Origin of the sequence: Vibrio gazogenes, from assembly GCF_002196515.1 — a bacterium.
In the GTDB taxonomy this organism is placed as follows: Bacteria; Pseudomonadota; Gammaproteobacteria; order Enterobacterales; family Vibrionaceae; genus Vibrio; species Vibrio gazogenes_A.
Genome location: NZ_CP018835.1, coordinates 2926947 through 2947127 on the forward strand (window position 1 = coordinate 2926947; position 20181 = coordinate 2947127).

Annotated in this window: 18 protein-coding genes; 10 read left to right on the plus strand and 8 right to left on the minus strand. The window is 46.1% G+C overall.

Annotated elements, in window-relative coordinates; all coding sequences use genetic code 11:
• Positions 1-538: 538 nt before the first annotated feature.
• From pomA to rlmM, 8 genes are all read left to right on the plus strand, one after another.
• On the plus strand, positions 539-1303 hold the full coding sequence (pomA, locus tag BSQ33_RS13400; protein ID WP_021020934.1) for a flagellar motor protein PomA: 765 nt from the start codon (positions 539-541) through the stop codon (positions 1301-1303).
• 17 nt (positions 1304-1320) lie between these two features.
• The gene (locus tag BSQ33_RS13405; protein WP_021020935.1) at positions 1321-2298 is read left to right on the plus strand and encodes a flagellar motor protein MotB; all 978 of its coding nucleotides are present in this window, start codon (positions 1321-1323) and stop codon (positions 2296-2298) included.
• Positions 2299-2451: 153 nt separating this feature from the next.
• Entirely contained in the window at positions 2452-3360 is a 909-nt protein-coding gene (locus BSQ33_RS13410) for an aldo/keto reductase (protein WP_021020936.1), read from the plus strand.
• A gap of 228 nt (positions 3361-3588) precedes the next feature.
• On the plus strand, positions 3589-5037 hold the full coding sequence (gene thiI, locus BSQ33_RS13415; protein WP_021020937.1) for a tRNA uracil 4-sulfurtransferase ThiI: 1449 nt from the start codon (positions 3589-3591) through the stop codon (positions 5035-5037).
• Positions 5038-5543: 506 nt separating this feature from the next.
• Positions 5544-6485 (plus strand): transcriptional regulator GcvA, encoded by a 942-nt coding sequence (locus BSQ33_RS13420; RefSeq protein ID WP_021020938.1) that lies wholly within the window; start codon positions 5544-5546, stop codon positions 6483-6485.
• A 4-nt stretch (positions 6486-6489) separates the two neighbouring features.
• The gene (locus BSQ33_RS13425) at positions 6490-7140 is read left to right on the plus strand and encodes an alpha/beta fold hydrolase (RefSeq protein ID WP_088134295.1); all 651 of its coding nucleotides are present in this window, start codon (positions 6490-6492) and stop codon (positions 7138-7140) included.
• A complete protein-coding gene (locus BSQ33_RS13430; protein ID WP_088134296.1) occupies positions 7130-7528 on the plus strand; it encodes a DUF423 domain-containing protein in 399 nt (132 codons plus the stop codon). The genes BSQ33_RS13425 and BSQ33_RS13430 overlap by 11 nt, the downstream gene beginning before the upstream one ends.
• The gene (gene rlmM / locus BSQ33_RS13435; RefSeq protein WP_021020941.1) at positions 7525-8616 is read left to right on the plus strand and encodes a 23S rRNA (cytidine(2498)-2'-O)-methyltransferase RlmM; all 1092 of its coding nucleotides are present in this window, start codon (positions 7525-7527) and stop codon (positions 8614-8616) included. The genes BSQ33_RS13430 and rlmM overlap by 4 nt, the downstream gene beginning before the upstream one ends.
• A gap of 43 nt (positions 8617-8659) precedes the next feature.
• Here rlmM and xni read toward each other — a convergent pair whose 3' ends face one another.
• From xni to queF, 5 genes are all read right to left on the minus strand, one after another.
• Positions 8660-9442 carry a flap endonuclease Xni gene (gene xni / locus BSQ33_RS13440; RefSeq protein WP_088134297.1) on the minus strand — a complete coding sequence of 261 codons (783 nt, stop codon included), beginning with the start codon at positions 9440-9442 and terminating at the stop codon, positions 8660-8662.
• Positions 9443-9525: 83 nt separating this feature from the next.
• Complete coding sequence (gene ppnN / locus BSQ33_RS13445; RefSeq protein ID WP_021020943.1) at positions 9526-10890, minus strand: nucleotide 5'-monophosphate nucleosidase PpnN; 1365 nt, start codon at positions 10888-10890, stop codon at positions 9526-9528.
• 217 nt (positions 10891-11107) lie between these two features.
• The gene (locus BSQ33_RS13450) at positions 11108-12373 is read right to left on the minus strand and encodes a diguanylate cyclase domain-containing protein (protein ID WP_232471929.1); all 1266 of its coding nucleotides are present in this window, start codon (positions 12371-12373) and stop codon (positions 11108-11110) included.
• Positions 12374-12727: 354 nt separating this feature from the next.
• On the minus strand, positions 12728-15010 hold the full coding sequence (locus tag BSQ33_RS13455) for a tetratricopeptide repeat protein (protein ID WP_039837531.1): 2283 nt from the start codon (positions 15008-15010) through the stop codon (positions 12728-12730).
• Between the two features lie 23 nt (positions 15011-15033).
• Positions 15034-15879: an NADPH-dependent 7-cyano-7-deazaguanine reductase QueF gene (gene queF / locus BSQ33_RS13460; RefSeq protein ID WP_021020946.1), complete on the minus strand. Its 846-nt coding sequence runs from the start codon at positions 15877-15879 to the stop codon at positions 15034-15036.
• Between the two features lie 192 nt (positions 15880-16071).
• Here queF and syd point away from each other — a divergent pair, with 192 nt between their 5' ends.
• The gene (syd, locus tag BSQ33_RS13465; RefSeq protein ID WP_021020948.1) at positions 16072-16620 is read left to right on the plus strand and encodes a SecY-interacting protein; all 549 of its coding nucleotides are present in this window, start codon (positions 16072-16074) and stop codon (positions 16618-16620) included.
• 3 nt (positions 16621-16623) lie between these two features.
• Positions 16624-17400, plus strand: a complete 777-nt coding sequence (locus tag BSQ33_RS13470; protein WP_088134298.1) for a Zn-ribbon-containing protein — start codon at positions 16624-16626, stop codon at positions 17398-17400.
• A gap of 96 nt (positions 17401-17496) precedes the next feature.
• On the opposite strand, the gene BSQ33_RS13475 is transcribed toward BSQ33_RS13470, so the two are convergent.
• The 3 genes from BSQ33_RS13475 to metN all read right to left on the minus strand — a co-directional run bounded on the left by BSQ33_RS13475 (position 17497) and on the right by metN (position 20080).
• Positions 17497-18306: a MetQ/NlpA family lipoprotein gene (locus BSQ33_RS13475; RefSeq protein WP_021020950.1), complete on the minus strand. Its 810-nt coding sequence runs from the start codon at positions 18304-18306 to the stop codon at positions 17497-17499.
• A gap of 72 nt (positions 18307-18378) precedes the next feature.
• Positions 18379-19056: a methionine ABC transporter permease gene (locus tag BSQ33_RS13480; protein WP_021020951.1), complete on the minus strand. Its 678-nt coding sequence runs from the start codon at positions 19054-19056 to the stop codon at positions 18379-18381.
• A complete protein-coding gene (metN, locus tag BSQ33_RS13485; protein WP_088134299.1) occupies positions 19046-20080 on the minus strand; it encodes a methionine ABC transporter ATP-binding protein MetN in 1035 nt (344 codons plus the stop codon). The genes BSQ33_RS13480 and metN overlap by 11 nt, the downstream gene beginning before the upstream one ends.
• Between the last annotated feature and the right edge of the window lie 101 nt (positions 20081-20181).

Sequence of the window (20181 nt, forward strand, 5' to 3'; positions counted from 1 at the left end):
GGAATAATTTACTCCCACAGCACAATTTTGCGCTTGAATTAGAAAAAATCAATCGCTAATAAAGATAGATGCTAATTTTTTAGCGGTGACAAGTATGAGGTGTATGTGACTGCTAATGGCGGGACTGACATGATATCGACAGATAAAGAATTTAAATTAAATCGCCCTGATTGCGTTTTCTCGCAGCGATGTGCTGCAGCGTTATAAGTTTGCCAGAGATCATAAATATCGGGCTTTGGTGAGGATTCAGTCGTGTATCTATGATTTTCTACTGGTTTTCGGTATAAACTTATACGCAGCTCCCCCTGAGGCTCCTGAGCCAGAGAATATCAGGTGTTGATACGACGTGATGGTTTGCTGTTGTTACTGCAGTGATCACTGAATCGTGAGACGATAGTGGAAATACGTTGGGTAATATAAAGACTTTACTGCATTTTTTTGCGGGTAGAGTCCATAATTTAGTTAAAGATCTGATGCCGTTGCCGATACCCTGAGTCAGAGAACTCTCAAAATTGAATGGTTGCATGAGGAGTGTTTCGTGGATTTAGCTACACTGATTGGTTTGATAGGTGGTTTAGCCTTTATCGTAATGGCCATGGTTTTGGGTGGTGGTCTGATGATGTTCTTGGACATCACCTCGGTGTTAATCGTTGTGGGTGGTTCAACATGCGTTGTCATGATGAAGTTTACTTTCGGGCAATTTTTTGGCGCAGGAAAAATCGCAGCCAAAGCGTTTATGTTTAAGGCTGATGAACCGGAAGACTTGATTGCCAGAATCGTTGAAATGGCAGATGCGGCCCGGAAAGGCGGATTTCTGGCTTTGGAAGAGATGGAAATCAGTAACAGCTTCATGCAAAAAGGGATTGACCTGTTGGTCGATGGCCATGACGCTGACGTTGTGCGCTCAGCGCTCCAAAAAGATATTTCACTGACAGAAGAGCGCCATGAAGCCGGAACGGCGGTATTTAAAGCCTATGGTGATGTTGCACCTGCGATGGGGATGATCGGGACGTTGGTTGGTTTGGTCGCGATGTTGTCAAACATGGATGACCCGAAATCAATTGGTCCGGCAATGGCGGTGGCATTGTTGACGACGCTTTACGGTGCAATTATGGCAAACATGGTTTTTTTCCCGATTGCGGATAAGTTGTCGTTACGTCGCGAGCAGGAAATGCTAAATCGACGCCTGATTATGGATGGTGTACTGGCGATTCAGGATGGACAAAACCCTCGTGTGATCGATGGCTATTTGAAAAACTACCTCAATGAAGGCAAGCGAGCGTTGGATGTCGACAACGAGTAAGCACGGGGAAGTCAACGATGGATGATGAAGAGAAGAAATGTAAATGTCCGCCTCCCGGTGCTCCTGCATGGCTGGCGACATTTTCGGACCTGATGTCTCTGCTCATGTGCTTTTTCGTATTGCTTCTTTCTTTCTCCGAAATGGATGTTCTGAAGTTCAAGCAGATTGCGGGGTCGATGAAATTTGCTTTCGGGGTTCAGAACCGACTGGAAGTGAAAGATATTCCCAAAGGTACCAGTGTGATCGCTCAGGAATTTAGACCGGGGCGGCCGGAACCTACGCCCATTGATGTTATCATGCAGCAAACCATTGATATCACGCAGCAAACGCTTGAGTTTCAGGAAGGCGATGCAGATCGTGCTGGCGGGACGCAACGTGAAGAAGGTGACCTGACCGGTGGACAGTCTCCGGAAACATCGACGCAGGATAATCAAAATGATGAGTCGGTTGACCAACAACAGCAAGCTCAATCCCCAAGCACAGAAGAGATGGAAATTGTCTCGGAAAACCTGCAAAAAGCATTAGCAACAGAGATTGAACAAGGCGCTGTTGAGGTTGAAAACCTCGGTCAGGAAATTGTGATTCGAATTCGAGAGAAAGGCGCATTCCCTAAAGACTCCGCATTTTTGCAACCGAAGTTCCGGCCATTGGTGCGGCAAATCGCGGAATTGGTTAAAGATATTCCCGGTATTGTCAGGATTTCCGGTCATACGGATAACCAACCGCTTGACTCTGAATTGTACCGTTCAAACTGGGATCTATCCGCGCAGCGGGCTGTTTCGGTCGCGCAAGAAATGGAAAAAGTCCCCGGTTTTAATCATGAAAGAATGGAAGTCCGTGGTATGGCTGACACTCAACCAGTTGCTTCGAATGATACCGCGAGAGGACGAGCTCTGAATCGACGGGTGGATATCAGTATTCTGCAAGGTAAACCGACTTATAGTGATGAAGTGCCAGCGGTGCCGAAACCGACCGGTGGTAGCGCCAAACCTTAGCGCGGGATCATCCGGAGAATAAGTACCGAGATCAAGTGAATGCTGTACCCTGCGTGTTAGAATCGTGATAGAAATGAAAAGTAAGCCATGTGGCTTACTTTTTTTATCGCGCTTTTTTATCGATATGAACTATGAATTGGACGGAGGATAACTATGGTGAATCAAGTAACCATTGCAGAGCAGGGACCGGTGTTTTCAGAAATTGTTCAGGGATACTGGCGACTGGCGGATTGGCAGATGACCCCTCAGGAGCGGTTATCTTTCTTAAAGCAGCATGTTGAGCTCGGGATCACGACGGTTGATCATGCTGACATTTATGGTCAGTACACGTGTGAAAGTCTGTTTGGTGAAGCTTTGGCATTAGACCCGTCGGTACGGCAGCAACTTCAGATTGTGACCAAGTGTGATATTCAATTATGTAGCGATGCCTTTCCACAGCGGCAAATCAATCATTACGATACCGGTCGCGCTCACATTCTCCAATCCGTCGATAACTCCCTGCAGCGTCTCGGGATTGATGAAATTGATGTGTTGTTGATTCATCGTCCTGATGTATTAATGAATGCCGATGAAGTGGCGGACGTGTTTGCGGCATTACATCAGGCCGGAAAAGTAAAACACTTCGGTGTGTCTAATTTTTCGCCCTCACAGTTTGCTTTGTTACAGTCTCGTCTTGATAAACCCCTGGTGACCAATCAGGTTGAAATCAATCCGCTTCATTTCGATGTGGCTCATGATGGTACCTTAGATCAGATGCAAATGCTCAAGACCCGACCAATGGCTTGGTCATGTTTGGGGGGCGGTGCCATTTTTAGCGGGGAGAGTGCGCAGGCACAGCGTGTCCGTCAGGTTCTTGCCGATATTGGCCAGGAAGTGGGGGCTCAAAGTATTGATCAGGTGATCTATGCTTGGGTCAGACGTTTGCCCGCATTGCCCATTCCAATTCTTGGTTCCGGAAAAATTGAGCGGGTCAAAGCCGCTGTCGCTGCGCTGGAGATCGAGTTAAGTCGTGAGCAGTGGTATCGCGTTTGGGTTGCCTCCAAAGGCCATTCTGTTCCTTAAATCGACGGATACTCCGTCGCATTCAATGATTGTCACCACTTGATGCCAAGAGGTGACGCCTTCTGATGAACATTCACTGAGAACCGATTTCAGGAAGAATAGATGTTTTCCCTGTTATCGCTTCTCGTGTATAATTCTGCGCCTTTCATTGCTGTTTGTTTATGCCGTTGACAGCTAGACCGTATGAATCAAGACAGCGACGTTTTAATCTGAGTTGCGAATAGTCCTATGAAATTTATTGTTAAGCCCCATCCGGAAATTTTTGTTAAAAGTGAATCGGTGCGGAAACGTTTTACCAAAATTCTCGAATGTAATATTCGCAATATTATTCAACGCCGAACGGAATCGGTTGCGGTATTTAACCGTCGTGATCATATTGAAGTCACTTCAGAGAGCGATCAATATTATGCAGAAACACTCGAGATTTTGACGCATACACCGGGCATTCATCATGTGCTGGAAGTGAAGCAGTCTGATTTCAGTGACCTCCATGATATTTATGAGCAAGTGTTAGCGCACAGTCGGCATCTGATTGAAAACAAAACCTTTGTGGTCCGTGCGAAAAGACGCGGTCAGCATGATTTTACCTCGATAGAGCTGGAACGCTACGTTGGTGGTGGCCTGAACCAAGCGGTAGAAAGTGCCCGGGTGAAGCTTAACAAACCTGATGTGGTCGTTCGGGTTGAAGTTTCCGGTGAGAAACTGAACCAAATTATTGCACGTCATCGTGGTTTGGGGGGCTTCCCGCTCGGAACACAAGAAGATGTCTTGAGCCTGATTTCCGGTGGATTCGATTCTGGCGTTTCCAGTTATCTGCATATCAAACGCGGTTCAAAAGTCCATTATTGTTTCTTTAATTTAGGTGGCCCGGCACATGAAATAGGCGTAAAGCAGGTTGCTTATTATTTGTGGAATAAGTTTGGGTCGTCGGCCAAGGTCCGTTTCATTGCCGTTGATTTTGAACCCGTCGTGGCGGAAATTCTGGAAAAAGTCGATGACGGACAGATGGGCGTGGTGCTCAAACGGATGTTCATGCGGGCAGCCGGTATGATCGCTGAGCGGTTTGATATTCAGGCGCTGGTGACTGGTGAAGCGTTAGGGCAGGTTTCGAGTCAGACGCTGACTAATTTACGTCATATTGATGGTGTGACTGAGCGTTTGATTTTACGTCCGCTGATTAACTGGGATAAGGAAGACATTATCAACCTTGCCAGAGATATCGGGACTGAAGACTTTGCCAAAACGATGCCGGAATATTGCGGGGTGATTTCCCGTCGTCCGACGGTCAAAGCGGTTCAGGCAAAACTGGAAGCAGAAGAAGCGAAGTTTGATTTTTCAATTTTAGATCAAGTGATCTACAACGCACGTCAGATGGATATCCGAAATATCGCTCAGGAAACCGAGCAGCAGGCACCGGAAGTTGAATTGGTTGATGCCATTCAGGAAAATGCCGTCGTGTTGGATATTCGTAGTCCGGATGAAGAAGATGAGCATCCGCTGATTCTGGAAGGGGTCGAAGTGAAACATCTACCTTTCTATAAGCTGGCAACTCAGTTCGGTGATTTGGATCAGTCAAAAACCTATTTACTGTACTGCGCGCGCGGCGTCATGAGCCGTTTGCAAGCGTTGTATCTTAAAGAACAGGGGTTTGAGAATGTGAAGGTCTATCGCCCTTAAAACCGCTTTGCCTGATAAGACCAGCCGCAGTGAGATACCGGCTGGTTTTTTATTGCTGGTGTATACAGAGATAAGTGACTGCACTTGAGTAAAGTCAAGCAGGTTGAAGGCTGTTGCGTGTATCGCAGAACGTCGTGTAATTGATTTGTGAATTGATTTGTGAATCGTTCGATAAGGAATGTAGCGACTCGCCAAAAGGATTGAGCAGATAAAAATACACCGCCCATCGGAAGGCGGTGTGAAATATTTGACAGACAGGTCAAAATAAATACAGGAAGTATGCTTTGTGGCTGGGAGCCACAGAACAAGTGGTGAATCACCACATACTCGAAATACGAGTTTGCAAACACAACATCGCAACACAAAGTCTATTGATCCTAAGGAGAATCAAGTCATTCAGACTTGTCTGCGGCAGAAAATATAGAGTTTTTCTGGTAGGTAAACAATGGACAAATTATAATGCTTCGCATAAAAAAAACTAATCCAATTTAATAAAGGATCATTGTGTGAACAAAAGGTTGCCACCGTTAAATGCTCTGCGGGTTTTTGAGTCCGCAGCACGTCATTTAAGCTTCACTCAAGCGGCTGAAGAGTTATATGTCACTCAGGCCGCAGTCAGCCATCAAATCAAGTCGTTAGAAGAATTTCTCGGGTTGAAGCTATTTATCCGAAGAAATCGCTCCCTTTTGTTAACAGAAGAGGGACAAAGTTATTTTTTTGAAATTAAAGATATTTTTACAGCGATTCAAGAATCGACGAATAAACTCCTGTCCCGGAGTGAAAAGGGGACATTAACCATCAGTTTGCCCCCGAGTTTTGCCATTCAATGGCTGGTGCCTCGTCTGGCTGACTTTAATCAACAGCAACCGGATATCGATGTTCGGATAAAAGCAGTTGATAGAGAAGAAGGCTCTTTAGTGGATGATGTTGATGTCGCCATTTATTACGGTAAAGGGCTGTGGCCGGGCTTAAGAACAGATAAACTTTATCAGGAGTTTTTGATCCCGCTTTGTTCGCCATTGTTACTGGCGCAGGGGAAACCACTCCATTCACCGGAAGATTTATCTCATCATACGTTGTTACATGATACTTCCCGACAGGACTGGAATACTTTTGCCCGGGAAAATCATTTATCAGGCATCGCGGTTGATCATGGCCCGATTTTCAGTCACTCAACCATGGTATTACAAGCAGCGGCTCATGGTCAGGGCATTGCGCTGGGCAACAATGTATTGGCACAGCCTGAAATCGAGGCAGGGAGACTGGTTCCGTTATTTGATAAAGTGCTGATGACAGATAACGCTTTTTATCTGGTTTGTCATGAAAAACAGGCCAATACCGGACGTATTGCCACATTTCGCAACTGGATGTTGAATCGAGCCCGGCGGGAGCAAGAAGTGATTTTGGATGACAGCTATGACAGCGAGTCAAAACAGAGCAGTGAGTAAGGGCATGATCGACAACGAATACCAACCTGATAGTGAATATGTACAGTTGAATGGGCCGAGTGATGGGCCTGTGTTTATCTTTGCCCATGGTGCCGGTGCTGATATGACGCATGAGTTTATGGATAACATTGCGAGTGGATTGGCTGCAACAGGGATTCGCGTGATTCGCTTTAATTTTCCTTACATGATTCGCAGAGCGCTGGAGGCGAAGAAGTTTCCGCCGGATCGCGCACCGAAACTGATGGCTGCTTTTGAGTCGGTCATCCAACACTATGCCGCTCAGCCAGTCGTGATTGGGGGCAAATCCATGGGCGGGCGTATTGCGAGTCACTTCCATCAGCATCATCAGGTTAAAGGCATTGCCTGCTTAGGTTTCCCGTTTCATCCTCCGGGAAAGCCAGAGAAGCAGAAGGGAGAGCATTTGGCTACATGTGAAAAGCCTTGTCTGATTTTACAAGGGGAGCGGGACACGTTTGGTTGCCGTGAGGAAGTGATGGCAATGACGCTGAGTCCGCAAGTTCAGGTTGTTTACGTGCCTGATGGCGACCATAGTTTTAAGCCTCGCAAACGTTCAGGTCATACTGAACAAGGCAATCTAGCCTTGGTGGTGGAACAATTAAGTGAGTTTATTTGGAGCACTTATCATGAAGAGTAAGTCGTTATTTCTTTTTGCAGCCTGTTTTGGGGCATTTGGGGTAGGGCTGGGGGCTTTTGCTTCCCACGGTTTAAAAACAGTTTTATCACCGAATCTACTCGGGGTGTTTGAAGTCGGTGTTCGTTATCAGTTTATTCACACCCTGGCTTTATTGGGATGTGGTGTGATGATGTCACTCTCATCCCAGCAAACGGTGCAGAAATATTTTTATCGGGCAGGAATCTGTTTTATTATCGGCATCTTTTGTTTTAGCGGCAGCCTATACGCATTAGCGCTGACTGGGGTGAAATGGTTTGGTCCCATTACCCCTTTCGGGGGCGTCTGTTTTATTGTGGGATGGGTGCTGATGTTTGTCGCTGCGTGGAATATGAAAGAGGTGAATCAGTGAAGCAGGTCATGCTCTATTGCCGTGCCGGTTTTGAGAAAGAATGTGCCGGAGAAATTCAGGACAAAGCAAGCCGAATCGAAGTATTCGGCTTTCCGCGTTTGAAGTATCAAACCGGATATGTGCTGTTTGAATGTTATCAGGATGGCGATGCCGATAAGCTGATTCGAGAGATCGACTTTCAAAGTCTGATTTTTGCGCGTCAGATTTTTGCAGTCAGTGCCACGTGTGAATCTTTACCGAAAGACGATCGAATCTCGCCCATTCTTCAGTCACTGGGGGACATCGAAGGGTTACCTCGCTGTGGTGATCTGCGGGTCGAAACCCCCGATACCAATGAAGCGAAAGAGTTGCTGAAATTTTGCCGTAAATTCACGGTACCGCTGCGCCAAGCATTGCGGGGGAAAGGCATTCTGTTTGGCAAAGATGAGCCGAAGAAACCAGTGCTACATGTCTGTTTTGTCGCGCCCGGTCATTGCTACATCGGTTATTCTTATACCAATAATAACTCATCGTTTTTTATGGGAATCCCACGTCTGAAATTTCCAGCGGATGCGCCGAGTCGTTCAACGCTGAAACTGGAAGAAGCATTTCATGTGTTTATTCCCCGCTCGGAATGGGATGAACGCTTAGCTTCAGGGATGTGGGCGGTTGATCTGGGCGCTTGTCCCGGTGGGTGGACCTATCAGTTGGTGCAGCGTTCGATGTTTGTTCATGCGGTCGATAATGGCATGATGGCGGATAGTCTGATGGATACCGGTCAGGTTAAACATCATATGGAAGATGGCTTCAAATTTGAGCCGCCACGTAAAAATGTCACTTGGTTAGTGTGTGATATGGTCGAGAAGCCGGCTCGCGTCGCACAACTGATGGGAGAATGGCTGATCCGCGGCTGGGCGAAAGAAGCGCTGTTTAATCTGAAATTGCCGATGAAGGGACGTTATGACGAAGTGTTACAGGATATCGATAACCTGAAGCATTTTCTGAAGGATAACCACGTCAATTTCCGGTTACAGGCCAAACATCTTTATCATGACCGGGAAGAAATTACCGTGCATGTCCGGAGCTTATCTAATATTTCTCCTCACTAATTGAGGAGCAGTCTACTTTTTGAAGTGCCCGGGAGCGTGTCTGTTACGACACTCTCTCGGGTGGTTGAAAGCGGATATCCTGCAAATTAAATCCCAACTGGATATCAGTTTTGAGGGTTGCAACGGCTTTGCACTGACGTGCCAGTTCAATATGTTCTGTGAGTTTTTTCTGGTATTTCTTCGGTAGCTCGGCACTTTGATAGGCCTGTTCAATATCGCTAAACTGATTAAGGATTTCCTTCGCGGCCTTCGGGCCAATCCCCGGTACTCCACTGACCTGGCTGGAATGAATCCCCGTGAGTGCCCAGTAATCACAAAGCTGTTCAGGGCGTACCCCGAATTCTTGGGTGATAAATTCTTGATCCAGCCATCGGTGCTGGAAATAATCCCGAATCCTCAGCGTTGGAGAGAGCAACTGACAGTAACCCTTATCGGTTGAAATGATCGTCACTTGTTGCTGATGACTGGCGACTTTGGTCGCTAGTGTGGCAACCAAATCATCAGCCTCATCCCCACTGGAGAGCAGCGAGTCGATGCCGATTTCCCACCATGTTTGTTGAATGGTATCCATATTTTGTTTCAGCGCATCGGGCATGGGTTGCCGTTTTTCTTTATAGTGAGGCAGCAGCTCTGCACGCCAACCCCGATCTTCAGAATCATGATCAAAGACAGCAATGATATGCGAGGGGGTCGTTTCTTGAATAATTTTGGTTAAAGTCCGGCTGGTTGTTTGGCACGTTCTTTCAATATCTTCAGCATTGGGTTGTGCTGAATGAACGCGGCGAATCAGATTCAGTGCGTCGATAATGACAAGGTGTAGAGACATTCGCGTTCTTCGCTTAGGAGGAGGTTAAAATAAGGACCGAAGCCCTTATTCTAGTGGATAAGCCCATACTCGGGCAACCCATACTACTTGTTGGCAATTTTATAGCAGGGCTCATAAGCCTGTCCGCCGGGCAGTTTCATGCGGTTTTGTTTGACGAAGTCTTTCAAGAGCTTGTCCATTTTCTGCATGATTGCCGGCTCCCCATCGATGATGAAAGGCCCATGTTGTTCGATTTCCCGAATACCTTCCGCTTTGACGTTCCCTGCTACAATGCCTGAAAATGCCTTACGTAGATTTGCGGCAAGTACTTCGGGTTTCTGGTTCATATGCAGATCAAGGTTCGCCATTGCATGATGAGTCGGCACAAATGGTAACTGAAACTCTGGATCGATTTTGAGTGACCAGTTGAAACTGTACGCATCACCATGCGCTTTTCTGAATTGGCGGACAACGGGCATTGACTCATTCATTTTGCGCGCGACTCGCGCCGGATCATCAATGATAATCTGATAGTGTTTACGAGCTGCTTCTCCCAACGTTTCACTAATAAATTGATCAATCGAATTGAAATAGTCTTCACTACCTTTCGGGCCAGTCAGAATAATCGGGAATGGTTGTTCGGCATTATCCGGATGCATCATGATGCCAAGGATATATAACAGTTCTTCAGCCGTACCGGGGCCGCCGGGGAAAATCACAATACCGTGCGCCATGCGGACAAATGCTTCCAGACGCTTCTCGATGTCTGGCATGATGATCAGCTCATTCACGATCGGGTTTGGTGGCTCTGCTGCGATGATTGAAGGCTCGGTCAGGCCAATATAGCGTGCATTTTTATAACGCTGTTTTGCATGGCCGATTGCTGCGCCTTTCATCGGACCTTCCATCGCTCCCGGACCACAGCCAGTACAGATATTGAGCTCGCGTAGTCCGAGTTCATTGCCGACTTCGCGGGTATATTGGTATTCAACCGGATTGATTGAATGTCCGCCCCAGCAGACCACTAGGTTTGGCGTCAGTCCGGGGACAAGAGTCCGGGCGTTACGTAAGATATCGAATACCAAATTGGTGTTATAGACGGAATCGACCTGATGGTAGCGTTTGCTGTCTGCGACATGCATGTTGACATAAACAATGTCCCGTAACACGGAACAAAGGTGTTCTTGAATCCCTTTGATGATTTCGCCATCCACGAAGGCATGTTCAGGTGGTTCAATAAGTTCTAGTTTTATCCCCCGTTCGCGTCTGAGGACGTTGACATCAAAGTTCTGATATTTATCCAGCAACTCTTTAGAGCTGTCGGTGTGGCTGCCAGAATTCAAAACAGCCAGTGTACAGTTTCTGTAAAGTTGGTATAGATCCCCGCTGGATGCGGTTTTTTTCAGGCGTTCAACTTCAATCTGCGAGAGCAGGTCCATACTTCCGGTTGGGCTGATATGAGTAATCATGAATGCCTCCTTGATAATAAGTACAGGATAATATGTTTTTCTAATATGTTGAGGCTAATGATAAATAGATATAATAACTGTATGATTTTACAGTAACAATCTAGTCCGTAGATGATCAACTAGTGAACTGAAATAGTTTAATGATGTGATGTATATCACATTATAGTGTCGTATTGGTCAAAAATCACTCATTCTTAAGCGATTGTGCTGCAATTCCTTACTGCCAACTGACTTGGCTTGCCCCCGCTTTTTTGGCGGCTTGGAATGCATGATAAACCCGTTCCAGAAGCGCTTCAGGTGTATCACCTTCTTGAAATGCAACGCTGGCAGCACTGAGTGTAATGGTGAGGTGTTTATCTTTAAATTTGAAAGGAAGCCGCTCGACTTGACGCAAAATAGTTTGCATGAGTAAGTAACTTTCCTGTTCGGCACGATCCGGCATGATGATCATGAATTCTTCGCCGCAAAAGCGAGCGACTGTATCGGTTTCGGACAGCTCTTTCTGAATCGTTTTGGCAATGATTTTCAGGGCCTTGTCACCCGCGGCGTAACCAAAGTTTTTGTTCAGTGACTTAAAGTTATCGATGTCGAGTAACACAATGCGAAGGGGATGTTGGTTTTTGATCCAACGATGATATTCTAATTCCAGACGGTTATGAAAAGCTGCTCGGTTATACACTTTGGTTAATGGATCTTGGAGGACTCTTTGCGCTTGATCTTCAAGCCGACAACGATAGTCGTGGGTTGATTCGTACAGTGACTCGGCCTGAGTGCGTGTGTACTCCATCCGTTCAATTAATGCTTTTTCACGCTGCTCTGCATGGGTGAGTCGTTCTGACAAAGCCGTCAACTGAGACAGTAATGGCGTTAAACCGGATTTGAGTGAAGCGTAATCCTGTTCTTTGTCCAGAATCTTATGACTTCGGGTTATCAACGTGTTGAACTCGAGATTCATTTCCTGACGATGTGACAGGTAACTCTGACTCTGTTGAATGCTCTGTTTGGTACTTTTAAGGTGCGTCACTAAAGAACTATTGAGTTGTTCTAGGAATTGTTCTGATTGCTTACGCTCCTGAGTTGTTCCCTCAACGACCAGACGCAGTACTTCCAGCGTCAGTTCCAGCAATGTATCAGGGTTAACACCGACCAATAACTTGGCGCGGATATCCATCAGTACCTCTCCTGATTCGCCTTCAAAATCCAGCTCGGTAATCAGTGTTTGTAGCTCATCAGACAGCTTTTTGTGCAGGGCTTGTTCTGCCGTATGACTCATCGAATTTGCACGATGGGGATTGGTGGCAATTATTTTGACCGAGCGCTCATAAAGACCCAGTAGCTTTACCGCCTGCTCTGATTTAGGCGATGGATGAACGGAAGATACATTCAGTAGATCGCGAAGATCTCGTTTTACCTTTGAAGGTAAACCGGGGATTCTTAACAAAGTCTCTCCGCCATGACGAATGTGGCGTTCAAGATTGGTCATTGGTTTTTCCATAGTCAACGTTTGTTGTTTATGTATGTGTTAGTCACAGTAAATTCAGGAGAACATTCGTGAATTAACGTTTTATTATTTTGTTCGTTGTTGCCAACGTAACCACAGGTCATCTAGCGTGTCATAATGACGTAAACAGATGACAGAAAAATGATACATCGTTTCAATACACTATTCCCTTTCGATTTGACCCGAAGTCGCTTTGTGTGTCAAACGAACTTTATTGAGTTGAGATCTGAACTGGTATCTGACAAGAGGATGCGAATGAGCTCGCCATGGATGTGCTGAAAGGTAAGCTCTTATTCTATCAGTGAAAGTCATTCGTGAAAGCATAGCTGAGATCGTTTATGTATCTTTGAGAAGATTCTTGATGCTTTCTTCATTTTTATGTGAAGAATGTACTTTGATCAGTCCTTGGCTAATTGCCTGACGACAGGCCTGACGAATATCGTCGGTTGCAAAGCTGGCCGCTGGTGCATTGTCGATAGCTTTCAGATAGACCCAATGGCTACTTTGCTCGGTAATGCTGAGCTCTCTTGAAGCACTGGTCGCCATCAGCAGGATATCCAATAACTCTTTCTCATTGATTGCAGTGTATGCTTTCGGTAAAAACGGATAATCGGTGATGCCGATTCGAATCATCCGATTCAAGTGACTGGATGGCTGGAATTCATTTATCCAAGTTTGAATTTTCTCAAACAATGCTTGTGGAGACGCTTCATCGCTTTCATCGCTTTGCATGTAGTTGTGTTCCACATAGACAAGGTTGGCATCCGTAAAATGAAACAGGCGGGTATGCTCATCCAGTTTGTCTTTCAGGTATTCACCAAACGCTAACTCAAGCTTGAGACCTTCGGTGTAACCATGCTCAAGATACATATTCCGCAAGAAAGGAATATCGATCATTGCGAATCGTAAACGATCACTGAGCGGTTCGTGGATTAATTCACCGATATGCCATTGCTCATAGGTATGGCTGCTCTTTTGTAGAGAAGAGGAGAGGTCTTCATTCAGCATTCTCAGGTTATTCAAACGAGAGCGAGAATGCATGAACAAGTGATTGTTGAGGTATTCGATCTCTTCGTTCTGCTGTCGAATAATGTAGCCACGTCGTAAAATGAGCAAAAAGAAGATGAAGCCCGCCGTAAAAAGGCCGTAAGCGATATTTTGCAAGTAGCGATAATGTTTTTCTTGTTGCTTCAGGGCACGATCCTGACCGGCTAAATGTAATGTTTGTTCGACAAACATCTTTTGCTGTTTGAAAGCTTCTTCACTGATGTGATTCAACTGATTTTGTTGTCTTTGACTCAACTGGTTGTACTGGCGTGAATAGTTGAGTGCTTTTAAGTAGTGCCCTTGTTTTTCTGATGCCTCGGAGAGTAACTTAAACGCCTGCATTAATGTTTGAGCGTCCTGCGTCTTATCGGCCAGTACTGTGGCCTGATGAGCCAAGGTAATCGTCTGGGGTATATCTTTTTGATAAAAAGCGATTCCGGCTTTCAGGAGAAGGGTCTGTCCTTGGAGCTGAGGAAAATTAAACTGCGTCAGTAATGGCTCGATTGCTGACAGGTAGTCCTCGGCTAGCGGGTAGTTATAGAGCTGCATATAGGTCGCCGCCAGACGAATCCGTACAGCGATGAAAAGCTGCATGTTGTACTGTGTGACTGAGTGATCCAGTACATTCAGATAGTAGACGAGTGCCAGATTGAACTTACTTTGTTGGTAATAGATATCGCCCATCCGTTTGAGGATATCTACCAGTACGGGGGATTCCTCATACGCCTCATAAAAGTCAGCAGCCTGAGACAGATAAAGCAGAGCTCTATCAAGAACCTTCCGTTCGTAAAACAGTTGTGCCAAGAGCGAATTCGTCATCGCCAGTAATGCACTATCGTTGGATTCTAATGCACTCCAATAAGCGGTTAGTAGCTCTGACAGTGCTTTATTGTAACGCTTGTGGTTCAGGTAGTGCTTACCGACCTGAATATGATACTCGATCTGTCTTTTGACGGATTGCGTTTTGCTGATATAGGCTTTGGCTGCTTCATAATGGCGTTCTGCCAGTTCATTCTCATTGGATTGGGAAGCAATTTCAGCCAGAAGCATCAAAATATTATAGTGAATTCTTTTGCCAAGCTGTTCTGCATTTTTAAGCTGAGCGAGTTCGGCTGAGAGTTTTTTGAGCTGAGTCCGTGCTTGTTGTGCATCATGGTTGAGAAGCCAGTTGAGACGAATCTCTAACTGACAAACCTCGATTTCCAGGTAAGGTAATTGGTATTTTTTGGTTAATGCGATAGCATTTTTCAGATAGCGTAGCGCTTCATCGTAATACCCTTGACGAAAGAGCGCCTGAGCCAGAATTTCCATGGCTTCAACACTCGAATTCGGTGTGCGGATGAGATTGTCTGAGCTTTCATTGGCGATCTTCGACGGTGATTTTTCGTTGGTATCTGATAAGGTTCTTTTGGCCAGATAATCTGATGTGAGCGATTGTGCTTCCTTCGGGGAAATATCCAGAAGTAGATTCGCTTCTTCTAGTGTGGGAGAGGTATAAACACTCGCAAATACCACATGGCAGCTGCTGAGAAGCAACCATAAAAATAGCGCATTCCGGATAGTTGTGATCATCGATGCGGTCACTCTCAGCCTGTTTACTGACGAGCCATGCGTAAAACGCTGGCCGGCTGGTGATCTTCCGTTGAGCGATAAGGATTAATATCCAGTCCGCCCCGGCGGGTATACCGAGCATAAACGGTTAATGATTGTGGTGCGCAATATTTCATCAGATCTGTGAAGATTCGTTCCACACACTGTTCATGAAACTCATTGTGTTCACGGAAAGAGATCAGGTAACGGAGTAAGGCTTCGCGATTGATCTGTCTGCCACGATAATGTATTTCAACGCTGCCCCAGTCCGGTTGATTGGTAATCAGACAATTGGATTTCAAAAGATGACTGTGCAGGGTCTCTTCAACAAAGGTCTCTGTTGTTGCTTGTTCCAGATAGGCTGCGTTAAATGCATATTGGTCGATTTCAATATCCTGCTCATCAATACATTCGCCTTCCATGGTGATGATGTGCTGGTGAGTAAAATCATTGACATGTCTGAGGTTCACGGTGACCTCTTCACCGGCACAGTGAGATAAATCTGCGCGGAGTTTAGTCTGAACCGTCTGCCAATCGTCAAATTTTGTCTGATTCAAACTGTTTAGATAGAGTTTAAATGATTTCGATTCGATCAGATTCGGGCTGGTGGCCGGGATTGAAACGTATCCAATCGCGACTTGTGGTAACCCTTTGGTATTGAGCCATGAAAGCTCGTAAAGCGTCCAGAGGTCACATCCCTGAAACGGCAGCGGCTCCGATAATTGCAAATCATCTCGGTTCAGGCTTCGGGGGACTGCTTGCAGTAGTGAAGGGTCATAATGACTTGCATAGACAGTATCTTGACCTAACTTAAGGTCAGCCAAGGCTTCAGTATCGGAATATTTGCTCATGTTCAGGACTAAATTCGTTTAGAATACCGAGAATTTTACGCAATCCACCCGCTAATGTCATTAGGCGTGGGCTGTCTTCGTGAAATGATTGGGAAATTACCGGCGAAAACCAAGCATGAGCGGGACACGATTGCTTTTTTCGGCCCGGGCTGAAGAAAATGGCGGCATCACAGTGATAATTCGGAGAATAACATGAGTGAAATGGTTCTATCATCATCCCTGACGCGGTTTTGTCAGCGTTATTTATTGGCATATCAACAGGAACATGGTTCTTTGCCAATGAATACCGAATTAGCGGATTGGCCGTCGCCTTGTATTGATGATAGACAAGGTGACATGGTGTACTGGCAGCCAGTCAGTCGAAGTGAACCCGCTGATTTTTCAAATGCAGAGCAGGCGATTGATCTGAATTTTCATGCAGCGATCAAGGCGTTTTATGGTTCGCAGTTTTGTGCTGATATGGAAGCGCGTTGGCAAGGCGAGTCATTAACGTTACTGCAAGTCTGGAGTGACGCTGATTTTGCCCGGTTGCAAGAGAATATTTTAGGGCATTTGGTCACCCAGCGCCGTTTGAAGATCAAACCCACGGTGTTTATCGCTTCTACTGATGCAGAACTCGATGTGATTTCGATTTGTAATTTGAGCGGTGAAGTCATTCTGGAGCGTCTCGGTACATCAAAACGGGACATACTGGCACCGACACTCGATGCTTTTTTAGAACAATTAGAACCAATGGTGTAAGTGATGTACGTTGTTGAACTCCAGTTTGAATGTTTTGATAACACCACGGTTGCGGCCGTTGAAGGGGTGATTTCCGGTTTACTGGAAGCCCTGCGGTTTAACGGTCAGATTCTGGGACGGGAATTTCCCGTTGTGATGGGAGACGGAGAGTTCTTTGTCCGGGCGGTATGTGCTGAAAAACAGAGTTTGCATCCGAATCATCACTCCGATTTTGTCCGCAGTTGTATCGCAAGGCTGGCTGAGGCGAGCCTGCTTGCCCCGAAAGTTCGTGTTCTGGGGCGAGATATTCACTCCGAGCAAACAGATCCCGATGCGCCACGTGAGTGGCAGGTACTATATACCACCTATGTTCATACTTGCTCCCCCTTACGAAATGGTGACACGCTCCTGCCGATACCTTTATACCGCATTCCTGCGACATTCAATGGGGATCATAAAGCGGTGATTAAATGGCAGACGGAGTGGCAAGCCTGTGATGAGCTCCAGATGGCCGGTGGCTGTCAGGCTGAACATGCGGCGTTAAAAGAGATGATGCTGCCGGACAGTGATTTGTTCCGGCGTGGCTGGGATTTGCGTGGACGTATTGAGTATTTGACGAAAATCCCCACTTACTTCTATCAGTACCGTGTCGGTGGAAGCAGTTTGGAAAGTGAACAACATCGTCGGTGTCCGAAATGTGGTGGTGAATGGCGATTAGCCGAACCCCTGCATGATATTTTCCATTTCAAATGCGATTCATGCCGGATTGTTTCGAATCTGTCGTGGGATTATCTGAAGTAAGTCATCATCCAAATGAAAGCAATAAAAAAGGGCATGCAGATGCCCTTTTTTGTCTTGGTACGAATGTTGTTATTGCGTTGACGGCAACATTTGGTTTTACCAGCCTTTTACAACACCGTCATTGAAGATTTTCATCGCAGCATTATAGACTTCATCGGTCTGATAAGCTTTAACAAAGTTTTGTACATTTTCATCGTTGACGTTGTTTTCACGCGCGACGATCAGATTCACGTATGGTGACTCTTTGTCTTCAACAAACAGACCATCTTTTTCCGGAGAAAGGTGTAATTGGCTGGCAAACGTTGTATTGATAACCGCAATGGTTACATCATCGAGTGAACGCGGCAGTTGTGCTGCATCTAATTCCAGGATTTCTAACTGCTTCGGATTTTTCACAATATCTTGTACGGTTGCTTTTAGACCAACGCCATCGCGTAAGGTAATCAGACCTTGCTGCTGAAGGAGGATCAGTGAGCGGCCAAGGTTGGTTGGATCATTTGGTACCGCAATCCGATCACCTTCTTTTAGCGCATCAACTGATTTGATTTTTTTGGAGTATCCGGCAATCGGATAAACAAATGTATTGCCGGCAATTTTTAATTTGTAGCCCCGATCAGCAATTTGTTGGTCCAGATATGGCTTATGCTGGAATGCGTTCACATCGACAGAACCATCGTCCAGTGCTGCATTAGGCGTGACGTAATCGGTGAATGTAACCAACTCAACATCAAGATTGTATTTATCTTTTGCCACTTTCTTCGCAACTTCGGCAACCTGTGCTTCGGCACCGGCAATCACACCCACTTTAATTTTGTTATTGTCGGCAGTTTTATCACCACAGCCGGCCAGCACAAGTGCTGAAGCTGCCGTAGCAATCGTGAGTAACCCCTTTAGACTTAATTTCATAAACTTCTCCTTGGCTTAATCCTGAGTGATGATCGTCGATCATCAATGTTTTTATTGTTGATTTATGGTTGCTTATCTATGGTCAACCCGGCGTACGATGGCATCGCCAATCGACTGAATTATCTGAACGAGAACAATGAGCATCACGACAGTCACAGCCATGACAGTAATGTCATAGCGGTAGAAACCGTAACGAATCGCCACATCACCGAGGCCGCCGCCGCCGACGGTACCTGCCATTGCCGAATAACTCACCAGTGTCACTAGCGTTATGGTGACAGCGTTAAGAATCGTTGGCATCGCTTCCGGTAACAGCACTTTGGTGATAATTTGCAGCGGTTTCGCGCCCATGGCTTGGGCTGCTTCAACGAGACCGGCAGGAACTTCCAACAGGGCCCCTTCAATCAGCCGGGCAACAAATGGAATTGCACCGATGGTTAATGGCACGATTGCTGCTGTTGTGCCGATAAACGTGCCGATCAATAGTTTGGTTAATGGGATAATTGCGACCATCAAGACCAAAAAAGGCACCGAGCGACCAATGTTAACCACTGCGCCTAACACACGGTTAAAGCGTCGGTTTTCCATGAGTCCCCTTGGCTTTGTGATATGCAAGATAACACCAAGCGGAATGCCGACGAGAAAGCCGACCAAACCTGAGATGGCAACCATATAGACCGTTTGCCATGTGGCATTCAGAATCAGGTGACTATTTTGGCTGACCCAGTCAACAATGAGGTTAATTGACATATCCAAGGACCTCTACTTTTACATGCTGTGAACGGAGATATTCGATTGCGGACTGAGCGTTTTCATCTTCGCCAAAGAGTTCTGCGACCAACATGCCAAATTTAACCCCACCGGCATAATCGAGATCAGAACTGAGAATATTTACATCCACATGAAAATCCCGTGAGATATGTGAAACCAACGGGGCATCAACCGTGGCACCGGTGAATTCCATTCGAACGAGCGGATAGCTACTCGGAATCCGTTCCGGATGAAGACGGCTTTCATAATCTTCCGGAATCGATAAATCCAGTGTCGAACGAATAAACTGGTGAGCGAGTTCTGTTTTCGGGTGGGCAAAAATATCACTGATACTGCCTTTCTCAACCAACTCACCGTCACCGATGATTGCGACTTCGTGACAGATACTTTTAACCACATCCATTTCATGCGTAATCAGCAAGATCGTGATATCCAACTGACGATTAATCTGTCTGAGCAGTTGTAAAATCGACTGGGTCGTGGCCGGGTCCAAAGCACTGGTAGCTTCATCACAGAGCAGCACTTTGGGGTCACTCGCTAATGCGCGCGCGATCGCGACGCGCTGTTTTTGCCCGCCACTGAGGTTAGATGGATATGCCAGTTTCTTGTCGTCGAGACCGACAAGTGTCAGCAATTCATTCACTTTATTGTGGATATATTGCTGATTATGACCTGCAAGTTCTAGCGGCAGGGCAATATTGTCAAATACGGTTCGGGATGATAACAGATTAAAATGCTGGAAAATCATACCGATATTGCGTCTGGCCTGACAGAGCTGAGCTGCGCTCAATTTGGTCAGATCGACACCGTCAACAATGACTTCACCACTGGTGGGGGATTCCAGCATATTGACACAGCGTATCAGCGTACTTTTCCCTGCACCGGAAGAGCCGATCACACCAAAAATGGTCCCTTGCCGGATATGGAGATTAATGTCTTTCAGGGCGAGTATTTGATTATCGCCTTGACCGAACATTTTATTGACGTGATTTATTTCAATCATTAGAAACCCTGACTAGGACGTACTTAGCTTATTCATTGAATTCCGTCTCAGATGACGAATTGCATGCTGAGACATGGTGTGTTGAGAGATCAATGGTATTC

What these genes read in the sequence shown, in the direction of transcription:
- BSQ33_RS13405 (WP_021020935.1), top strand. Translation starts at nt 1,321, where the DNA reads ATGGATGATGAAGAGAAGAAATGTAAATGTCCGCCTCCCGGTGCTCCT.
- BSQ33_RS13410 (WP_021020936.1), top strand. Translation starts at nt 2,452, where the DNA reads ATGGTGAATCAAGTAACCATTGCAGAGCAGGGACCGGTGTTTTCAGAA.
- thiI (WP_021020937.1), top strand. Translation starts at nt 3,589, where the DNA reads ATGAAATTTATTGTTAAGCCCCATCCGGAAATTTTTGTTAAAAGTGAA.
- BSQ33_RS13425 (WP_088134295.1), top strand. Translation starts at nt 6,490, where the DNA reads ATGATCGACAACGAATACCAACCTGATAGTGAATATGTACAGTTGAAT.
- BSQ33_RS13430 (WP_088134296.1), top strand. Translation starts at nt 7,130, where the DNA reads ATGAAGAGTAAGTCGTTATTTCTTTTTGCAGCCTGTTTTGGGGCATTT.
- xni (WP_088134297.1), bottom strand. Translation starts at nt 9,442, where the DNA reads ATGTCTCTACACCTTGTCATTATCGACGCACTGAATCTGATTCGCCGC.
- ppnN (WP_021020943.1), bottom strand. Translation starts at nt 10,890, where the DNA reads ATGATTACTCATATCAGCCCAACCGGAAGTATGGACCTGCTCTCGCAG.
- BSQ33_RS13450 (WP_232471929.1), bottom strand. Translation starts at nt 12,373, where the DNA reads ATGACCAATCTTGAACGCCACATTCGTCATGGCGGAGAGACTTTGTTA.
- BSQ33_RS13455 (WP_039837531.1), bottom strand. Translation starts at nt 15,010, where the DNA reads ATGATCACAACTATCCGGAATGCGCTATTTTTATGGTTGCTTCTCAGC.
- queF (WP_021020946.1), bottom strand. Translation starts at nt 15,879, where the DNA reads ATGAGCAAATATTCCGATACTGAAGCCTTGGCTGACCTTAAGTTAGGT.
- syd (WP_021020948.1), top strand. Translation starts at nt 16,072, where the DNA reads ATGAGTGAAATGGTTCTATCATCATCCCTGACGCGGTTTTGTCAGCGT.
- BSQ33_RS13470 (WP_088134298.1), top strand. Translation starts at nt 16,624, where the DNA reads ATGTACGTTGTTGAACTCCAGTTTGAATGTTTTGATAACACCACGGTT.
- BSQ33_RS13475 (WP_021020950.1), bottom strand. Translation starts at nt 18,306, where the DNA reads ATGAAATTAAGTCTAAAGGGGTTACTCACGATTGCTACGGCAGCTTCA.
- BSQ33_RS13480 (WP_021020951.1), bottom strand. Translation starts at nt 19,056, where the DNA reads ATGTCAATTAACCTCATTGTTGACTGGGTCAGCCAAAATAGTCACCTG.
- metN (WP_088134299.1), bottom strand. Translation starts at nt 20,080, where the DNA reads ATGATTGAAATAAATCACGTCAATAAAATGTTCGGTCAAGGCGATAAT.